The organism is Anaeromassilibacillus sp. 1001302B_160321_C8 (genome assembly GCF_015554745.1).
GTDB lineage: Bacteria > Bacillota > Clostridia > Oscillospirales > Acutalibacteraceae > Anaeromassilibacillus > Anaeromassilibacillus stercoravium.
The window spans coordinates 1-18,477 of the sequence record NZ_JADNJD010000024.1 but is presented as its reverse complement, the minus strand read 5'-3'; the positions used below and the strand labels follow the sequence as shown (position 1 = coordinate 18,477).

Below are 18,477 nucleotides of genomic sequence, written 5' to 3'. Positions count from 1 at the left end.
CTTAAAGAATGGTTGCCACCATCACTTTAAGGCTGTTTTCTCTGTTCCTGTATGCGCTGAATGGGAAAGGCCAGAAAACCGGTTGTCCCTCCAACACTTGTAACACATCCCTACATAACGCTCGTTGCCTCCGATCAAAATCTGTTTGCCTTCCTTGATGATGGCCCCGTCGTGGATACGGGCGTTCACTTCTGCCTTCCTGCCGCAACGGCACACCGATTTGATCTCCGAAAGGGAATCCGCTAATTCAAACAGGCGCTTGCTCGCAGGAAACATCTTCGTCTGAAAGTCTGTCTTCAATCCAAAGCACAACACGGGAATTTCATCCACCGCCAGGTCCTTGAGTTGTTCCACCTGTTCTGGTGTAAGGAACTGCGCTTCGTCAACGATCAGCACCTGGTATTCCCGGTGTGCATCGTACCAGTCCAGCAGGTTCATGTCCTCATCAATCACATAACACCGTTGCTCCAACCCAATGCGCGATTTTACTACCTCTGTTCCGTCACGATCATCAATGCTGGGCTTTAACAGCGCAACACGGTATCCCTGCTCTTCATAATTGAATTTCACCATCAAAGCGTTTGCCGATTTAGAGCTGTTCATGGCCCCATACTTAAAATATAGCTTCGGCATGCCCTTTCCCCCTTTTCCGGAAGGATATGCACCTACGGATGAAAAGGCACAACATCCGTCTGGTATTGGTCTGTACTCTATAAAGTAAGCAGGCCGGCCCAGATGCTCCTGAACCGGCCCCACACAAGATTATTCTCCGATGATTTTGATCAAAGCGTGTTTATCCCGCTTTCCATCGAATTCAAAGTAGAAGATCTGCTCCCATGTGCCAAAGTCCAGCCGACCGTTTGTCACAGCTACCACCACTTCACGCCCCATAATCGTCCTTTTTAGATGGGCGTCGGCATTGTCTTCAAACCCATTGTGATGATATTGGTCATACGGCTTTTCCGGCGCGAGCTTTTCCAGCCACACTTCATAATCATGGTGCAGTCCTGCCTCATCATCATTGATAAACACACTGGCAGTGATATTCATGGCGTTTACCAGAACCAGCCCCTCTTTAATTCCGCTCTCACGCAGCGCTTCTTCCACCTGCGGTGTGATATTGACCAAGCCCCTGCGCGCCGGCACATGGAACCACAGCTCTTTCCGATAAGATTTCATCATTCCGGCCCCTTTCATATTTTTTCCCATCTTACCACAACCGCTGTGAAAAGCGCAATCCCTTATTTCTCTTTCCACCTCTTTAGTTCCGGGAACCAAGACAGCATCGCTCTTTTCGCTTCTGCACGGTCCGTATACCTACCAGAATCCTTTTCCACGTCCAAACAAAAATCCACCATCTGTTCCATCGTACAATCCGCTAGAAAAGCGCCATTTTGGTAGCAATAACGGCAATAATCGGTATTTCTTGTCCCATCCGCATTCGTCCCATACTGGGAAGCTTCTGTCATTGGCATACCGCAGCTCTGACAAAAGTCGGCCAGCGCTACATAGATCGCCACATCCGTAGGTTGGCCATTCCCCATCCCGATAGAATATTCTTCAAAATCACAAGTAAACTTGCGCGGGAGATTTTCCTGCCAAACCTGTTTCCAAAATATCCCCATATCCTTTGTTACATCGCCATGAAACTGAAATTTTGCATAGGAACCGGCTGGGATCGTCACATACCGGATTCCCTCCTGTGGCGCCGGGTCACCATCCACTTCACAGCCGACGAAAGCATCATAATCGCCTTGTGCGCCATTTTCGTAATTGGTATATAGGCCGTAGGCAGCTTGTCCCTTGCCCCCCGCCAGTCTTCCATTGATCTCCCGAAAATAACGCGTCCAAAGTTCGCCGATCTTTTGCTGCATGTCCGGGCTGGCGTTGCTCGTACGTACAGAGACGCCGGCGATTCTTTTTTTCTGCAATGTTACGATTTCATAGTTCATACCTGTTCCTTCTTTCCCGGGGATTTCCCGTTTTTGTTTCCTCAGTATAAACCACAAAATAGGACAAGAGCATGTCATATTAAAATACAAAGCCTCCCTATTTTTCATAAAGGTCCGCTATATTATGGGCAAAACAGGCAATCCGGTTCTGTATTTCCGGCGGGGAAAGGATCTTCATGGCATCTCCAAAGGACAATAAATAGCCGCAGAGCCAGGGATCGTCCGGATATTCTATGGATACAACGAAAGTCCCATCCTGCCTCCGCCGGATGCAATCCACTGGGAACTCATCATAAACCCAGTAGGCCATCTTTGCGGAAATCTGCAAAACCAATGGGACGGTATGGCCCGATGCATAGGATGGAAGCTCCATTTCCGGCAATGAATGCTGGTCCCGGGTAAAGTGCTGACCGGTCAGGCAGACATGCTGCATCCGGGATATTTTAAAGGTGCGGTAATCCTGTCTGGTGCGGCAATAAGCCTGCAAATACCAACTGCTGTTGCGGAAGTGCAATTTCATCGGTTCCACACAGCGCCGGGCGGTCTCCCCCAAAGTATTGGAATAGGAAAATTCCAACACATATTGTTCCAAGATCCCTGTTTTGAGAATACCGAAAATCTCCCGCTCCGCTGAGGCGCCATTCCAACTGGAAAAGTCTACATCTATCCAATCCGTTACACGCTTCTGAAAAAGCCCATGTAAGCGGGACAGCACTTGTGTCCCCTGCATGCTGGCCGCCCGTAGGCTTTGCAAGGCGAATAGAATTTCATCCTGCTCTTCGGAAGAAAGCAACGAACGGTCCAGAACGAAGTGGGATAAGAGCTGGATTCCGCCGCCCTTTCCCTTGCTGGCATAGATTGGTATTCCCGCCCCGGACAGGAGATCAATGTCACGGTAAATTGTGCGGGGCGACACCTCAAACCGCTCCGCAAGCTGTTTGGCAGTCATGTTCCCATGTTCCATCAACAAATATAGGATGGAAAACAAGCGGCCTGTCTGCATATCGTCCTCCCTACTATACACATCGCTTAGAAACGGGTACAAAAGGCTTTCACACCATACTTAAGATTGCTTTCTGGCTAAAACCATTTCTGCCATTCGCTGCACATTGGGCAACATCTCTTCTGCCCAAGAGTATTCGAACAGAAATGCCCCTGCAAACGAAGCCGCTGCCTGTACATCGCCGGCAAGCAATCGAAAATAATCGCAGTCGAAGCGCTCGCAATTGATTCCCAACTTCCCGCGGACGGATATGAGCGCGTCACCAAGGCCAACCTTTTCCAATGCTTGGCGCAAATACATGCAAGCCTTTCGATACTTTGCCTTGACTTTGCTATCATACTGCTCATCTTCCCATAGGGTCCCAATGATTGAATCCATATCAACCAGCGCGCCGTCTTGACTGATGAGCAGGGCTAGGAGTTCTTTGGCCTTGCTACTTTTGAAATCTACAGGCTTGTCATCGACAAACAATCCAAACCGGCCAAATGTCCTTATAAAGGCTTTTTTCCCTTCTGTTGGCCCTACGACTCGGCGCACTTTGTCGATAACTTTGCGCACAGACTGCTGTTCAAACGGCTTTAAAATATAGCCATACGCATCTTCATTAAAAGCGTCCAAGGCATACTGTTTATAGCCTGTCACAAATACAACCGCAATGCGTTCATTGATTGCATGAAGCTGGTGTGCCAGATCCAACCCCCGAATTCCCGGCATTTCAATGTCCAAGAATGCTAAATCAACGGGATGCCCTTCCGCATATTTTAACGCTTCTGCGGCATGTAAAAAGCGTCCTACAATCTGCACATCTTCGATTTGTTCGCAAGTATCTGCCAATTCTTCTACTGCAAGCGGCTCATCATCAACGATCATCGTCTTCATCAAAGAGCTGCGCCTCCTGTTCTGGAATTTGAATCACCTGTTTAGTCCCCTTCCCAACCTCGCTCTGGATCTCAAGCTTTGCCTTCAGCAAGGTCTCTAAACGGTAACGAAGGTTTTTTATCCCAACTCCACCAAAAGAAGAGGATTGCAATTGCTCAACGTCAAATCCCACCCCATCATCTAAAATCTCAATCCAGACAAAGCCATCTTTTTGGTAAGAACACAGAGATACGGTCCCTCCCTCAATCTTTTTACAGATGCCATGCCGCACAGCATTCTCTACGAGGGGTTGTACCGTCAAAGGCGGCACCATAAAATTCCGGCACCGAATGTCTAAAATCACATGAAGACGTTCGCCAAACCGCATCTGTTCAATGTTTAAATAAGCGCGGATATTTTGCAATTCCTCTTCAAACAGGATGGGTTCCGTGCTTTCAATCGAATCCATATTGCCGCGCAGGTAGGTGGAAAAATCGTACACCGCTTTCTCTGCTTTCTCCGGGTCTTTCCGGCAAAGCACTTTAATAGCCAACAGCGCATTGTATAAGAAATGTGGTTGTATCTGGTGCAAGGCCAAATTGGTCTGGGCCTGTTGCAACTCAGCGCGCATTTCCGCAACCTTCAACGCTTCATTCTGAATGGCATTCAGCCTTTTTCCGTCCACATATTTAATGGCAATTGTCAAACACACCAGCCCTATCTGGAATGCAAAGCTGTCGTCAAAGGGGAAAAGCCCTCCAAGCGCCATATCCCCCAGAAGGCATCCGGCATAGACGCAAAGGCATCCGAGGTAATAAGGGAAAAAATAAGGACTTGGTGCATGTTCATCTTGAAGGATCGGTTTTACCATTCCCACAAAAAGGATGGGGGCAAGAAGGATATCAACCAGGGCCCACCACCAGGTAATGTGGAAGGCCAATCCAATCCCTACAGCGATTGCATAGGCTCCCAGAACCAATAGGTTTACACAAACAATCCTCTTCTTGCTTCTTGGAACCCCAGAAGGCTTTGGATTCGCACATAGGAGAATTCCCCAGGCTGCCACGCCCGCAGCATGGAAGGGGAAAAGCATATAATCATAAGGAATCGGTGACCAAAAGCAAAACGCAGAAAAGATCGGCCCCCTGTAAAAGCTTTTTAGCAAAAATAAAATCATCACCAAAAGGATGGTGACTGAATACCCACTTTTAGGTTTCAGCATACGATCCATTGCATAGAAAATAATAAACACAATCGCAATGCCCAACAGCAGCGAACTAAAAATGATATCCCGCTCCGCCGCCTGTTCGTATGTAGAGCGGTCGATCAAGATGGGCGTCAGGCATAGGCCTGGATAAACATGGCTGGATACTTCAATGACCAATTCGCATTCTGAAGAGCGCAGCGGCAAGGTGTTCATTTCAATATAACTCGGGAATACTTCCGTGTTTTCCGGATTTTTCAAAACCGTCCCGCTTCCAGAAACCGGCTGCCCATTCAAAAATATCCGGTATGCGGAAGGAAGATTGGGGACCACTACAAGCACGTCAGCCTCTGGTGGGCAATTGACAAGCCGTATGCGGTAACTGGCATATCCTTCATTTGGCAAGGCCTGTCCATCCTGTTCCAGCTGTGTCCAATAAGATGGCACCTGAACCAATGCATCCGGTTCCTGATCTTTTAAATGATCTGTAACCAACAATTTTTGCCAAAAAAATTCCCATTCGCCCTTTAATATAATGGGTTTCCCCGTATCAAAGTCAATTCCTTGCAGGTCCACTGTACTGTTTTCCAAGCGGGAGATTTCTGGATCATGCAGCGGCTGCCAAATCCCCATAAAGATGACCAATCCTATTATCATAAAGCACAGACAAGCCGCCCAGATATATTTTTTGTTTTCTTTTCGCAAAGCTTTCATGCAAGTGCCTCTTCTCAAATGGAACTTCCCATTTTAGTCTAACGTAGTTCATGCGCATGAATTTTCCTTTGAAAAATCATGCTATGAGAAATCCATCAAAATTTTATTTTTATATCTTGTAGGTGCCTTGTATATAGAAAACGTTTATGCTATGCTAAAAAATATACAAATTTCTATGATACATTCCAGGTGATATATGTGAAAAAGGTGAAAATATATTTTCTTCTTATATGCCTTATGGTTGGCTTCACCGCTTGCAGCACGCCGCAACCCTCTCCGAAAAATCATACACATCCAAAAATCTTGCGGTATGCGTTGGCTCAAGAGCCCAACACATTAGACCCACAAAAAGTAGATGCCTCTCCTGAAGCAACCATTGCCTATCATATATACGAAGGATTGATGCGTTCTTACGGCGACCAACTTCTCTATGGGATTGCCAACTCTTACGAAATCTCAACAGACGGGCTGGTCTATACCTTTTATTTGCGAGATGCATGCTATAGCGATGGGACGCCCGTGCGTGCACAAGACTTTGTCTATGCCATTCAACGGATGCTGACGGAAGAAGATTCCAGCCGTCCCTTTATGGCGTACCCAATCAAAAACGCTGCGAAAATCCACCGGAAAGAGCTTTCGATAGATGCTTTGGGAGTTCAAGCGACCAATGACAAAATTTTAAAATTTGTTCTGGAAAATCCAACCCCCTACTTCCTGCAATTATTGACCTTGCCAACTTTTAGCCCAATCCCTGCACAAAGCGATCCTGCTATGGTGGATATAACGCTTTCCAACGGCCCGTTTATGCTGAAAGAATGGAACCATAATGATTCGATTGTTCTGGAAAAAAATCCAAACTACTGGGATGCAGATAACATCCCACTAGACCAGGTGTCCATTATTATATCGACCAATGGGACAAAATTGCTCGACATGTTTTTTAATGGTGAACTGGACGTCTTACCCACAAGCACAACCAATGTCCCAGAATCATTCTCCCCTTATATCCAATACTATTATAATGGTGCGAATGATTTTATACGGTTAAACATGGATGGCAGTTGTCCGCTCAGCAATAAAAATTTACGTTTGGCATTAAATTATGCACTTGACCGGAATGCCTATGTGGATGCTTTGGGGTCGGAGGATGTGACTGCCATTTCTCGCTATGTGCTGCCGATCCTTCCCGGGACTCACAAAACTTTTGGTGAAGAATATCCACTGGAAGCGTTCCCTCTCAATGGAGACGCGCAAAAGGCAACCGACTATTTAAATGCCGCCCTTCAAGACTTGGGGCTTAAAGAAGCGTCGGACATCCGCTTAGAGCTTTTGGTTTCGGATGATTATTGGGCCCGAACGGAAGCGAATATCATCAAAGAACAACTGGAATCTGTTTTAGGAATTTATATAAACGTTTTCTCAGTCCCTTATCAAACCCATATGGATTTAGAAGAGACCCACAACTTTCAAATGTCCCTATCCGGCTGGATTCCGGAATATGCAGACCCCGCTACTTACCTGGAACTGTGGACATCGGATTCTTCTTATAACTATGCCAGTTATAAGAGCGAAGAATATGACGAATGCTTTCAAACAGCCAATAGCCAAATGGACGCCCAAAGCCGCATGAGCCTCCTGGCGCAGGCGGAAACCATTTTGCTGGAAGACGGAGCGTTAATTCCCCTGCAAATACGGCAAAGCGCGCTATTAAAGAATCCAAAGCTTACAAATTTCCAAACGTATTATATCAATACGGAATACCAATACATCTATGCAGATTTTTCAACCTAAATAAAATCTTATACAACAAAAGAAAAACGCCTCCTGCCTCAGTGAATCCTGTGGCAGGAGGCATTTTTACTGGGAAATGTTTTGCTATTTGACTGAATGGACAGAGGCTTCCTGCGGAAGATGTTCCGCAGGATTGCCCCTTAAATTTGCTGAATGGATGGTAATTACAATGCTTCATCGGACGCGCGGCGTCTTTCGCGGGCACACAGTGCCTTTTCGCGCCTACGGCATTCCCTACGGAAGCAAATCACAATAGGTTTCTCTTTCTGCTCCACAAAGGAACATCTTACGGAAGCAATCAGCCAATCGTCACCGTGCAGTGCTTGACGGCGCTCTGGCCCGGCAAGGTCGTGTAAACGCCTGTGCTCTGGCCAGGTGTGCCAATCGCCCATACGCGGAAGTAGTAATCGTTTCCGATCTGGGCTACAAACTGCGTCTTCAGTACATTGCCATTGCCCACTGTAAAGCTCGGCATCAAGTTATTGCCATTTACAACAGTCATCTTGAAACAGTATGCGCTGCCGCTCTTGACTGTGAAATCAATCGTTGTATCGGAAATCACTCTGGGCTGAGCAGTTGCTGCACCTGTACCAACAGCCACTACAACGCCATCGGAACCCATTGGATTCCCGCTGTTCGACGAACTGGAACCGCTGGAGCCACTGTTGCTGGGTCTTCTGGCCAGGTTTGCAATGGCATCTTTAATCGCCTTCGTTGCTGCATCGATGGTTGCCTGGTCTGCAGTTTCCGGAAGCTGCTCTGCTGCTGTAATGGCTGCTTCGACTGCACTCCAACTTGCCGCTGTGTAATTGCTGGAATTCAAGCTCTTTGCCTCTGTCAGCGCCGCATTCAGCTCGTTCCAATCTGCCGTCTTCACCAGCTTTACAACTGCACCGCCGGTCTCCTTCAGGTCAATCGACATCGCCTGGCCCTTTGTAACGGTCATCGTCTCGGTGATGATCGCCTTGGAGGTATCGTCGTTCATCGGGTCGTCGCTGTCGCGGAAGATATATGCGGTATACGTCGCGCCGTCATCCAGGAAGTCCAGGTTGAACGCCGCAGTGCGGGCTTCGTTTGCCAAAAGGCTTACATACCAATCATCGCCTGTAGTACGCGCCATATTGACATAATGGCCCGGGTCGCCGTCCAACAGGATGCTGTCTTCCCAAGAGGTTGGGATATTCTTAAAGAGGTTTTCATATGCCACATGCGCACGATAGACAGCCGGCTTATCGGCCATTGTCTGGATGCCGCACTCAAACATGATGGTTTCTGCCACCAGGTGCGCCTGGGTTACGGTCTTGTTGCCGAAGGTGTTGCCATAGGAGGCCATCGGGGTGAAGTCCGCACCGCCCACTGCAAAGCGGGTGAACGGAAGCATACAATCGAAGTATGCGTCATTCCAACAGCTCTCACCGCCGGAAACAGCCTCGCGGCAGATTGCATTCGGATAGGTCCTTCTTTCGCCGGTCGTCTTGCCAGCGCCGTGGATATTGATGAGCAGATGGTTCTCTGCTGCTTCCTTGGTCAGGATATCCAACAGCTGGATAATTTCCTGGCTCTGCGAATCAAAGAAGTCCGGCTTAATGCCCTTGATGCCCATATCAGCCCATTCCTTGATGCGCTCGCGCTCTTCCGGCGTATCCAGGTCGCGCTTGTTCGCCCAAACAATCAGGCCAACACCCTTCTCTTCTGCATAATCCAGGACTTCCTGCATCCAGTCATAGTAACCGTCGTACAGGTCGTTGCCGCGGTTGTACACGCGCGGTTGCCAGCCTTCATCTAGAAGCTGATATTTCCAACCCATCTCAACCGCGAAATCGATGTACTGCTTATACAGCTCCGGTGCAGTCTCTTCCCACGTAGTGCCTTCCGGCAGATTGTCGTGGCGGAGATCGCCGTTCAACCAGGTCCAGTCAACCGCACCCGGTACGATCCAGCTGGTATCTTCGATTGCGCAATCGGGGTTCAAGGTTTCTGCCAACGTGTTTTCCGCAATGTCCGCCGGATCGCCGATGACCATGAAGCGCCACGGGGATACAAACGGTGCGGTGGTGACGATGTCGCTGAACTGCTCCGGCGAGAACACGACGTCCAGCATACCGGAATCATGGCCAACGATCTGTCCGCCGCTGTACTGCGGGGTAAGCGCTGCTTCGGACAGGAGCGCCCAATCGCCGTTCTCGGTCTCATAGAGCAACGGCATGCAATAGCCGCCCTCCAGCTCCTCGATCTCCTTCTGATAGTAGCGTTCCTCGTTTGCCTTATCGAAGTCCATCGTCTGTGCGACGGAGCCATCCGGCATCAGGAATCCGGTCGCCTCCGAAGAAATCGTCAGTTCCTCGCCGTCCTGTCCTTCGATCTGATACTGGAATGCCATGCCATCGTCATAGACGCGGCTGACAATGCGATAGGTGACGCCGTCCTTTTCAAAGTTCATCGTGAGCTCTGTGCCGGTCGCATCGACATGGCTCTTCTTCGCGCCGATCAGATCGTAGGAATCCGTCACGGTCTCGGTCTTGGAGTCCACAAAGGTCAAACCTGTGCGGAAATCGCCCAGATTGGTGACCAAGCCGGTGGAAGAAGTGCCGATCACGGTGTTGCCGTCTCTGGAGGTTGCAAATACGACGGAACCATCGTCGCGCAGGGTAAACAGGGTCTTGATGGAACCATCCGGGGAAACAGCGGTCCAAGAATCTTCCGTGCCGTTTCCAACGATGACATCCAGGGTCGTGGACTGCGTTACGCCGTCCAGTTCCACATTGCAGGTGATCGTCGCAGTACCGTCAGCCACTGCTACAATCGCACCATTCTCTACTCTGGCAACGGATTCATCGCTGCTGCTGTAGGTGATGGTTGCATTCGTCAGGTCCGCCTTGATGTTCTGCAGGCCGCCCCAACCGACCCGGCCGATATAACCGGTCACGTTGATCGCAGAGGTTTCGCCCACCTGCATCCAGGTCTCTTCGGTTCTCGCTGTGACGCGGGCCAAATCCTCCTGCGCTTCCTCGTCGCAGTAGAGACGGGCATCCGCCCAAGTCGTGCTGCTGCCGCCGTTTGCATACAGGGTCAAAATCTTTGTCCCTTCCGGAATGGCCACTTCCAAAGCGCCGTTGTCCGGCGTAATCTGGTTTCCATCGTACGAGAGTGTCTTTGTGAGGATCGGCTCTCCGTCCGCTAGAACGATAAATTCGCAACTGCCTCTACCCGCTGGGAAGCAGCCGATCGCCTTAAAGGTCTCTGCATGCAGGCCGGTGATGTCAAAGGTCACCTGGGACGGTGCAAAGGTACCGATGCCCTTTTCATAGATAACGGTTTCGCCGTTTTCATTCCAGGAGATCTCCGTCTGGTTCACCGTCTGATTCTTGCGAACCAGGAACCAGCTGTCTACCGCATTGATCCATTCCAGATCACTCAGATAGATGGCGTCCGGGTCCGCCTCATGGTAGTTCTCGTTTCGGATCTGCTCTTCGATCGTCCATACGCTAGAGGGCGCTGCGTCGTTCGCCAAAATGACCAACGTGCCATCCATTGTTGCATCGTTTTCCAATGCAATATAGAGCGGGGATTCCTCGGAAGCCTTATTCATCAGGCGATACTGTCCCGCTTGCTCTGCCGGGACAATCTTCCACCACTGTGCGTCGTTTGCCGTGTCCGTAGCGCCGAGGGTCAATGCAACGCCTTCCGCGACATTGGAACCGGTCGGCATCAATACGGTGGAAGTTGCAGATTGCAACTGAATCATATAGTATTCATTGTTGCTGTCCGGGATCAAACGCCAGTACTCTGCTTCGCCATCGAAATCCCACCACAGGTCGATGATCGCGCCTGCACTGGAATTGTTGCTGTTGGATTCCATGCAGCTGCCGTTCAACACGGTCTTGATCTTATAGTCCGATTCTGTGTTCCAGGTCGGCTGCTGCGGTTCATCACTCGGATGGAAGTTATCGGGAACATTCGCCCAAGCTTCCGAAACCGCTTCGGTCTCCGGATAAATCTTCGCAAGGAAGTTATACATATCGACGTCGTATGCTTGGAGTTCCTCGCGGGTATTGACCGGGCCGCGCACGCCATCCCAAGAGCCGTCGTTCGATTCGGACATTGCATTGAACCAGATCGCCGTGCATGTTGCGAAGTACTCTTCCCTGTTCGAAATCGCGTAGCTGTCCGGCCAAAGGTTCTTCGCCTGTGCAGAGGCATAAACCGCATCAAATTCCTCTTTCAGTTCCGGGATCGAATCCACGCCGAGCAGATGGACGGAGTGGCCAAACTCGTGAACCAATACGGATTCATTTTCATAGCTGGTATAATGATTCGGAGAATCCTGCCGCAGGAGACGGAGGACATTTGCATCATAGATGCTGGCAACCGGATTGCCAACCATCCCGCCGTAACCTTCTACATAATACATATCCGGATCATACGTCGCCCGATGCTCCGGAATGCTATAGGCGCTTTCGCCCTGGCCATATACAGCCAGCTCTGCACCATTCTCAATCATCTTCTCCGCAATATCCGAGCGTTCGGAAAGCATGACATCTACCATGTCCGCCGCAGCCTGCAACGTGGAAGGCTCCACTGCATCGCTGGACTTCACGGTGATGCCGCAATCCGCCTGGACAAACTGCGTATAGAACGGAGCCACTTCGACTGTATAGACCTCTTCGGTATCCGCAGCTTCATTCAGTTCGTTCGTCACATTGCCAACCACCTGAACGGTGATCTGTGCGTCTTCTGCAGGAACCTCTTTCAGCTCCAAAGTGGTCATCTGATCGAAATACAGCGCTCCGTTGCCGGCATTGTAGCCATAGTCGTTGAGCTCTGCTTCCTGTCCATTCACCATGACCTGGAAACTGGCCTTTTCATCGGCGCCCGCCACGTCCTGATTCCAATCCAATTCGATCAGGCGGTCCGTGATCAACTTCGCCTCAGTGATGGCCGGAACTTCTTCCTGCACCTTGTCCTTCGGGACATAGTGGATTGCTGCGCCGCCGGTCTCTGCCAACGGAATCGTCAGTGTATCGTCTTTCGTGACGACCTTGATTTCCTCTACGATGCTGCTGTTGACCGTTTCCTCATCGACCACTAGGTTGCTTCCGTCCTGATTGTGGCGGCCAAACTGGTCATAGGCAGCGGGGCCTGCCTCCAGAACTTCTGGGGAATCCTTGTAGATATAAGCAACGTATTCGCCGTCGTCCAGGAAATCGAGCGGGAAGGTTGCATCCAGCTTTCCATCGCAAATGATGCCCTGATACCACTCGTCGCCGTTTCGACGGGCCATATTGACATAATCGCCCGGATACCCGTCGATCAAGATTCCCTCGTCCCATTCGGACGGCATGTTCTTGAAGTAATGCTCATAACCGGGATGTGCACGATAGACATCCGGCTTATCGGCCAAGCACTGCAAGCCGCACTCATAAATTACCGGCAGCGCCGTCATGTGCGCGACCGTGAAGCGGCCCGGATTGTGGTTGGTCAGGTTGTCGTTTGCACCGTAAGAGACCATGGGGGTATAGTCCATCGGGCCTACCGCGCCGCGTACAAACGGCAGCGAACAATTGTGATGGGCATTCATAATGGCGCCCCAGGTATCGATATTGTCCACCGCATAGGCTTCTGCACCGCGGACCGCCTCACGTGCGATCGCGTGCGGCCAAGTGCGGCGTTCGCCGGTCGGCTTGCCCGCACCGTGAACATTGATGAGCAGATGATATTCTGCTGTTTCTTCCATCATCTTTTCGATGAGCTGGATGGTCTCCTGATCCTGTGAATCAAAGAAGTCCGGCTTAATGCCCTTGATGCCCATATCGGCCCATTCTTTAAACATCTTCTGCCGGTATGCATCATCGGTCAGGTTTGCCTTTCTTGCCCAGACAATCAGCCCGACACCCTTTTCAGCGGCATAGTCGATCAGCTCCGGCATCCAATCGTAGTAACCTTCGTACTCATGTTCACCGGCCGCTGTATTGCCGCGCGGCTGCCAGCCTTCGTCCAAAAGCTGATACTTCCAGCCCATTTCCACGGCAAAATCAACATACTTTTTATAATACTCCAAGCCGGCAGTTTCGAAGGTAACGCCATCCGGCAACTGATCGTGGCGAAGATCGCCGTTCAACCACGTCCAGTCAACTGTACCCGCCTCGATCCAGCTGGTATCTTCTACCTTGCTTTCCGGAGAAAGGGATTCGGCCAAAGTATTGTTGGTAATCGTCTGCAAGTCTCCGATCACGACATAGCGCCACGGGCTTGCAAACGGCAGCGTGGTTTCCACATCGTCCGTCTGCTCCGGGGTAAAGACAATGTTCAAGAGGCCGGTACCATCACCGGTCATCTGTGCACCGCAATATGTACCATTCAGGTCTGCCTCGTTCACCAAAGCAAATACATCGTCTTCTGTCTTGTAGAGCAACGGCATCGAATACCGATAATTGAGCTCCGTAATCGAAGGATGCTCAATCTCTACGTCTTCGTTGGACTGGCTGTAATTCATCGCCCAGGTATACGCGCCATCCGGCAGGCGAACGCCCGTATGCTCTGAAGAAATCGACAGATCCGTGCTCTCATCGCCATTGATGCTATAGCGGAACGCTACGCCATCGTCAAACACTCGCAGGATGATGGCATAGGACGCGCCTTCTTTTTCAAAGGTAAAGGTCATCTGCTTGTACGAAGCATTGACATGCTTGACTTTGGCGCCAAAGAGGTCATAATCCTCCGTCCCGCTGGTCTCTTCGACATCGACAAATTCGAGGCCACTGCGGAAGTCCCCTTCGCTGGTAACAATACCAGTTGGAGAGGTCGAGACAACAACGGAATCGCCATTCAACGCGGCGTAGGATGCCACTCCATATGCCGCATCATAGGCAAACAAAGCAGAAACTTCGGAGGCCGGCGCCGTCAATTGATAGATCGCGCCATCTATTGGTTCTGTTCCTACGATGATCGGCGTATAGCCTTCTACGGAGCTGCCATCGCTCAAAGTCGCCGAAGCAACGATCGAAGCAACGCCATTGGCCTTCGCCGTAATTGTATACTCGCTGCCTTCCTGCGTAACTTCCACCACATCCGGATTGCTGCTGGTGATTTCGTCGATCGCAAGGCTCTCTTCATACTCGTCCAACGCGGTTGCTTGAAGCGTTGTGCTTTCGCCCACGTTCAAGAGGGTCTTACCTGCGGAGACATTTACAACCGGGTCAACCGGCTCCGGAGGTGCTACCTCAACCTTACTGATATTCCAGTAACTAGAGGCTGTCGTCCCATCGGACAAGATAACCGGGGTCCCATCGTCCACCGCATCGTCTTCCAGCGCAATATAAACCGGTGCGGTTCCTTCCGAAGCCTTATTCAACAGTTTATACTGGCCCTCTGTCTCTGCAGGGACAATCTTCCACCACTGGGAATCGTCTGCGTCGTCGATGTTTCCAACCGTCAGCTCTGTGCCTTCCACAGCCGCCGAATCAATTGGCATCAAAACGGTCGCATTGGTGTTTTTCGGTTGAATCCGGTAATATTCCCCATCGCTATCCGGAATCAATCTCCAGTACAACGCGTCATCGTGGTAATTCCACCAGAGGTCTACGGTTGCACCCGGGTTTGTGTTTCCAGAGTAAACTTCAATGCCTGCGTCTTTCAACACAGTAAGAAGCTCATACTCTGCGGAAGGATCCCACTCTTCCGTGGCTTCACTTTTTGCGAATGCAGGCGTCCAAATGGAACATACCATTGTGAATGCCAGAAGTAGCGACAAAAGTGATCGCCATGCTTTTTTCTTCATCCTTTCTTCTCCTCCTTTGTTTTCAGGCAAAAGCCTGTTGGTACATTTGTTATTGTAGCAGAGGAAGTGTTCCAAAAGTGTTCCATAATCCATTAAATTTTCAGTATATTTTAATAAAAGACAATTCATTTATACTGAATCGCAAATTGCAAGTGCAAGTTGGACACCCGCACGGTAAAAATTAGTTAGCTGACAGAAGCGGCGTAGACAGAATCCAGGAACTTCTCGTACAGTTCCTCGGGGGTACGGTAGCCGAGCTTCTTCCGAGGGCGTCCGTTCAGTTCGTCAGCAGCATACAGGATGTCCTCTGGGGAGTAGTCCTCAATGGATGCACCCTTGGGAACAAAGGCACGGAACAGGCCGTTGTGACGTTCGTTCTGGGGACGCTCCCAAGAGGTGTACGGGTGAGCGAAGAATACTTTGCTGCCCCAGCTCTCAACCTGAGCAAAGCCGGAGAACTCGGAGCCGTTGTCCACGGTAATGGTCTTGAATACCTGGCCGAAGCGGTCGCCGTACTCCTCTTTGAGCTGCCGCATAGCATCCAGCACGGAAGCGGAGTCCTTTCCGGGGATGCGCATGGCGATGTAGTTCTCGGTTTTCTTCTCCAACAGGGAGAGAACAACCGCCTCTTTGCCAGCCCTTTTGCCAACCACGGTATCGCCCTCCCAGTGGCCTTCCTCAATGCGTAGAGCGGCGATTTCGGGGCGCTCGGAGATACCGTTGCCATAATTCTTCTTGTTCTCACGAGCCAAAGAAGCCTTGTGCTGCTTGCGTTTCAGAGCCTCCGGCAGTTCTGTCGCAGTCAAGCTGAGTTTGCCAGCCCACACTTCATTGTAGAGGGTATGGGTGCAGACCATTTCTTCAGGTGCAAACAAGCCGTGCAGTCTGGCGTAGCCGACACAGGCATCCAGAGACCACTTATGGACTCGTACTTGCGTTGTAGTCCAATTCAGAAAGCAAGTGCAGGACAGTATCTTGTGATTACGCTTTGAACGCACTCTATTTGCCTTGTAAACGGCCTCTCCTCGCTTTGCAGAGTAGCCGGGGGGTCTGCCTTTGTTGCTCTTACGAGGCGGTGTGCCTCGGCGCAACTCGTTTCCGACGGTGGTGGGGGAACAGCCAAGTTCTCTGGCTATGGCTCTGTTTGAAAGCCCATGCCGCTTGAGATACTGGATAGCTCCTCTTTCTTCTCGCCCGAGATGCTGTCCCTTCTTGCGTTCTGCGGCAACTGTGATATACTGTGTGCAGTCCATAGTGATTGCGCTCCTTCTGGTGAATGTGGTGTGGGAACTTCATTCTACCATACGAGTAAAATCACTATGGATTTTCTTTTCTCAAGTGTCCAACTTCATTATGCAATCAACCATTTATACTGAATCAAAAAATTTGAATTAAAACTTTTTCACTTTTCTTTGAATCTAACGCAACAGAATCCTATATAATAAATAAGTATACGAGAGATGAGAATATGAAAAAACGATCTGTGCAGTATCCGAACTCTGAGAAATCCGTGTGTAAACACTTCATCATCGTGACAAAATGGTATCTTCTTTAATGATTATCACGAATCATTTTAACCTCCAATCAAGACATTAAAAAATGCCCTCCAGAACTTGAACCGAACCGTTAAAAACGGACAATGGACAAAAGGCCCCCTCATGTAGGATAATGACTACGTGAGGGGGTAGTTGTATATGGCAAGAAGATATCAAAAGATACAGATGTTGCTGCCACAGATTCAACAGATGCTGGAGGATGGAATGACCCAGAGAGAAGTAGCAGAAGCATTGGGACTCGAAGGCGACCGTCCTGTCCACGCACTACTAAAACGGGAGCGCAAGAAGGCAGTTCAATGTGTTCCAAAAACACGAGGGCGGAAACCTGCAAAGACGTTGCAGGAATACAAGTATGAGAACAAACGGCTGAGAATGGAAAATGAACTGCTGCGGGATTTTCTCTCGCTCACAGAAAGGATGTGAGGCCGAAGTATCGATATGAGGTTATCTACCGTCACAAGACAGAATATCCGGTAGCTGTTATGTGTCAGATCTTTGGGGTTTCCCGGAGCGGCTATTATGACTATGTCAAAAGGAAAGGGCAGCCTCAAAAGGATGCCCTTGTGGTAGCCATGCTTCGCCAACACCAAGCGCACTGCCATCAGACCTACGGTTACCGACGGATGCACCGCTGGCTAGAAAACCAGGGTATCCACCGTGACCCCAAAACGATACTAAAAATAATGAAAAGATATGGAATCCTGTCTGAAATACGCAGAAAGAGACAATGGCAGAACCTTGGCCAGCAACTCCATAAGTATAAGAACCTGCTCAACCGAAACTTCCAGGCATCCAAACCAAATGAAAAATGGGTAACGGACATTTCCTATATCCACACGGAAGAAGGTATACTTTACCTATCCATGATCCGAGATCTGTATGACAACAGTATTGTAGCATACAAGACAGCGACACGACAAACTGTCAATCTCGTACTGGACACCATAAAGTTAGCGATGAAAAAAGAAAAAAAGAGGGTCGCTGCGGAGTTGCAGCTCCACAGCGACCAAGGCTTTCAATATACATCCCAAGCATATTTCAAGCTAACTCAATCTTACGGCATAACACCATCAATGTCAAGAAAAGGTAATCCTTATGACAATGCGATGGCAGAAAACTTTTTCTCAATCTTGAAAACGGAATGCATCTACCGGCACAAGCCTCGCTCTTTCCAAGAAGCAAATGAGATGATAGATAGCTACATTCATTTCTATAATCATGAGCGTATCCAGACAAAAACAGGAGTGGCGCCACTGACGCAGCGCCACTTCACTTAATACAAAATATTTCCTACATAGGGGCTTTTTGTACTGTCCGCACTAATTGGGGCAGTTCAAACTCTGGAGGGCATTCTACATCCATACAAAATGAACTATATAAAACTATTGATAAAAACAAAAACCCTTCCAAAATGTCCTACATTCGGAAAGGGTTGGTGGGCCATCAAGGACTCGAACCTTGGACCGACCGGTTATGAGCCGGTTGCTCTAACCAACTGAGCTAATGGCCCCTATTCACATTTCAACGAAAATATCCGGATAAACCAAAGGAACTACAAAAAGTAGTTCCTTCATCAAATGGCTCCCCCTGTTGGACTCGAACCAACGACCCTGCGGTTAACA

The 18,477-nt window shown here is 49.6% G+C and carries 11 protein-coding genes and 1 tRNA gene; 3 read left to right on the top strand and 9 right to left on the bottom strand.

The window, feature by feature from the left end; all coding sequences use genetic code 11:
* Positions 1–21: 21 nt before the first annotated feature.
* The 6 genes from I2E77_RS12725 to I2E77_RS12700 form a co-directional block, all read right to left on the bottom strand.
* Positions 22–633 (bottom strand): thymidine kinase, encoded by a 612-nt coding sequence (locus tag I2E77_RS12725; protein WP_087229516.1) that lies wholly within the window; start codon positions 631–633, stop codon positions 22–24.
* A gap of 129 nt (positions 634–762) precedes the next feature.
* Complete coding sequence (locus tag I2E77_RS12720) at positions 763–1,179, bottom strand: secondary thiamine-phosphate synthase enzyme YjbQ (RefSeq protein ID WP_087229609.1); 417 nt, start codon at positions 1,177–1,179, stop codon at positions 763–765.
* Positions 1,180–1,241: 62 nt separating this feature from the next.
* Complete coding sequence (locus tag I2E77_RS14005) at positions 1,242–1,952, bottom strand: zinc ribbon domain-containing protein (protein WP_237966390.1); 711 nt, start codon at positions 1,950–1,952, stop codon at positions 1,242–1,244.
* A 97-nt stretch (positions 1,953–2,049) separates the two neighbouring features.
* Positions 2,050–2,955, bottom strand: a complete 906-nt coding sequence (locus I2E77_RS12710) for a helix-turn-helix transcriptional regulator (RefSeq protein WP_195451364.1) — start codon at positions 2,953–2,955, stop codon at positions 2,050–2,052.
* Between the two features lie 60 nt (positions 2,956–3,015).
* The gene (locus I2E77_RS12705; protein ID WP_087229522.1) at positions 3,016–3,834 is read right to left on the bottom strand and encodes a response regulator; all 819 of its coding nucleotides are present in this window, start codon (positions 3,832–3,834) and stop codon (positions 3,016–3,018) included.
* Complete coding sequence (locus I2E77_RS12700; protein ID WP_191362564.1) at positions 3,815–5,650, bottom strand: sensor histidine kinase; 1,836 nt, start codon at positions 5,648–5,650, stop codon at positions 3,815–3,817. The genes I2E77_RS12705 and I2E77_RS12700 overlap by 20 nt, the downstream gene beginning before the upstream one ends.
* Before the next feature lie 279 nt (positions 5,651–5,929).
* Between I2E77_RS12700 and I2E77_RS12695 the strand changes: the two genes are divergently transcribed.
* Complete coding sequence (locus I2E77_RS12695) at positions 5,930–7,522, top strand: peptide ABC transporter substrate-binding protein (RefSeq protein WP_191362563.1); 1,593 nt, start codon at positions 5,930–5,932, stop codon at positions 7,520–7,522.
* A 298-nt stretch (positions 7,523–7,820) separates the two neighbouring features.
* Here the strand turns inward: I2E77_RS12695 and I2E77_RS12690 are convergent, their stop codons facing one another.
* Positions 7,821–15,299: a glycoside hydrolase family 97 catalytic domain-containing protein gene (locus tag I2E77_RS12690; protein WP_195451363.1), complete on the bottom strand. Its 7,479-nt coding sequence runs from the start codon at positions 15,297–15,299 to the stop codon at positions 7,821–7,823.
* Between the two features lie 185 nt (positions 15,300–15,484).
* The gene (locus I2E77_RS12685) at positions 15,485–16,552 is read right to left on the bottom strand and encodes an IS30 family transposase (protein ID WP_148317763.1); all 1,068 of its coding nucleotides are present in this window, start codon (positions 16,550–16,552) and stop codon (positions 15,485–15,487) included.
* Between the two features lie 441 nt (positions 16,553–16,993).
* Here I2E77_RS12685 and I2E77_RS12680 point away from each other — a divergent pair, with 441 nt between their 5' ends.
* Together I2E77_RS12680 and I2E77_RS12675 are read left to right on the top strand one after the other, a co-directional pair.
* Positions 16,994–17,278, top strand: coding sequence for a hypothetical protein (locus tag I2E77_RS12680; protein ID WP_087233368.1), 285 nt, complete (start codon positions 16,994–16,996; stop codon positions 17,276–17,278).
* Positions 17,275–18,132: an IS3 family transposase gene (locus I2E77_RS12675; RefSeq protein ID WP_140400348.1), complete on the top strand. Its 858-nt coding sequence runs from the start codon at positions 17,275–17,277 to the stop codon at positions 18,130–18,132. Before I2E77_RS12680 ends, I2E77_RS12675 begins: the two co-directional genes overlap by 4 nt.
* A 156-nt stretch (positions 18,133–18,288) precedes the next feature.
* Here I2E77_RS12675 and I2E77_RS12670 read toward each other — a convergent pair.
* Positions 18,289–18,365: transfer RNA gene (locus I2E77_RS12670), tRNA-Ile, on the bottom strand.
* Positions 18,366–18,477: the final 112 nt, after the last annotated feature.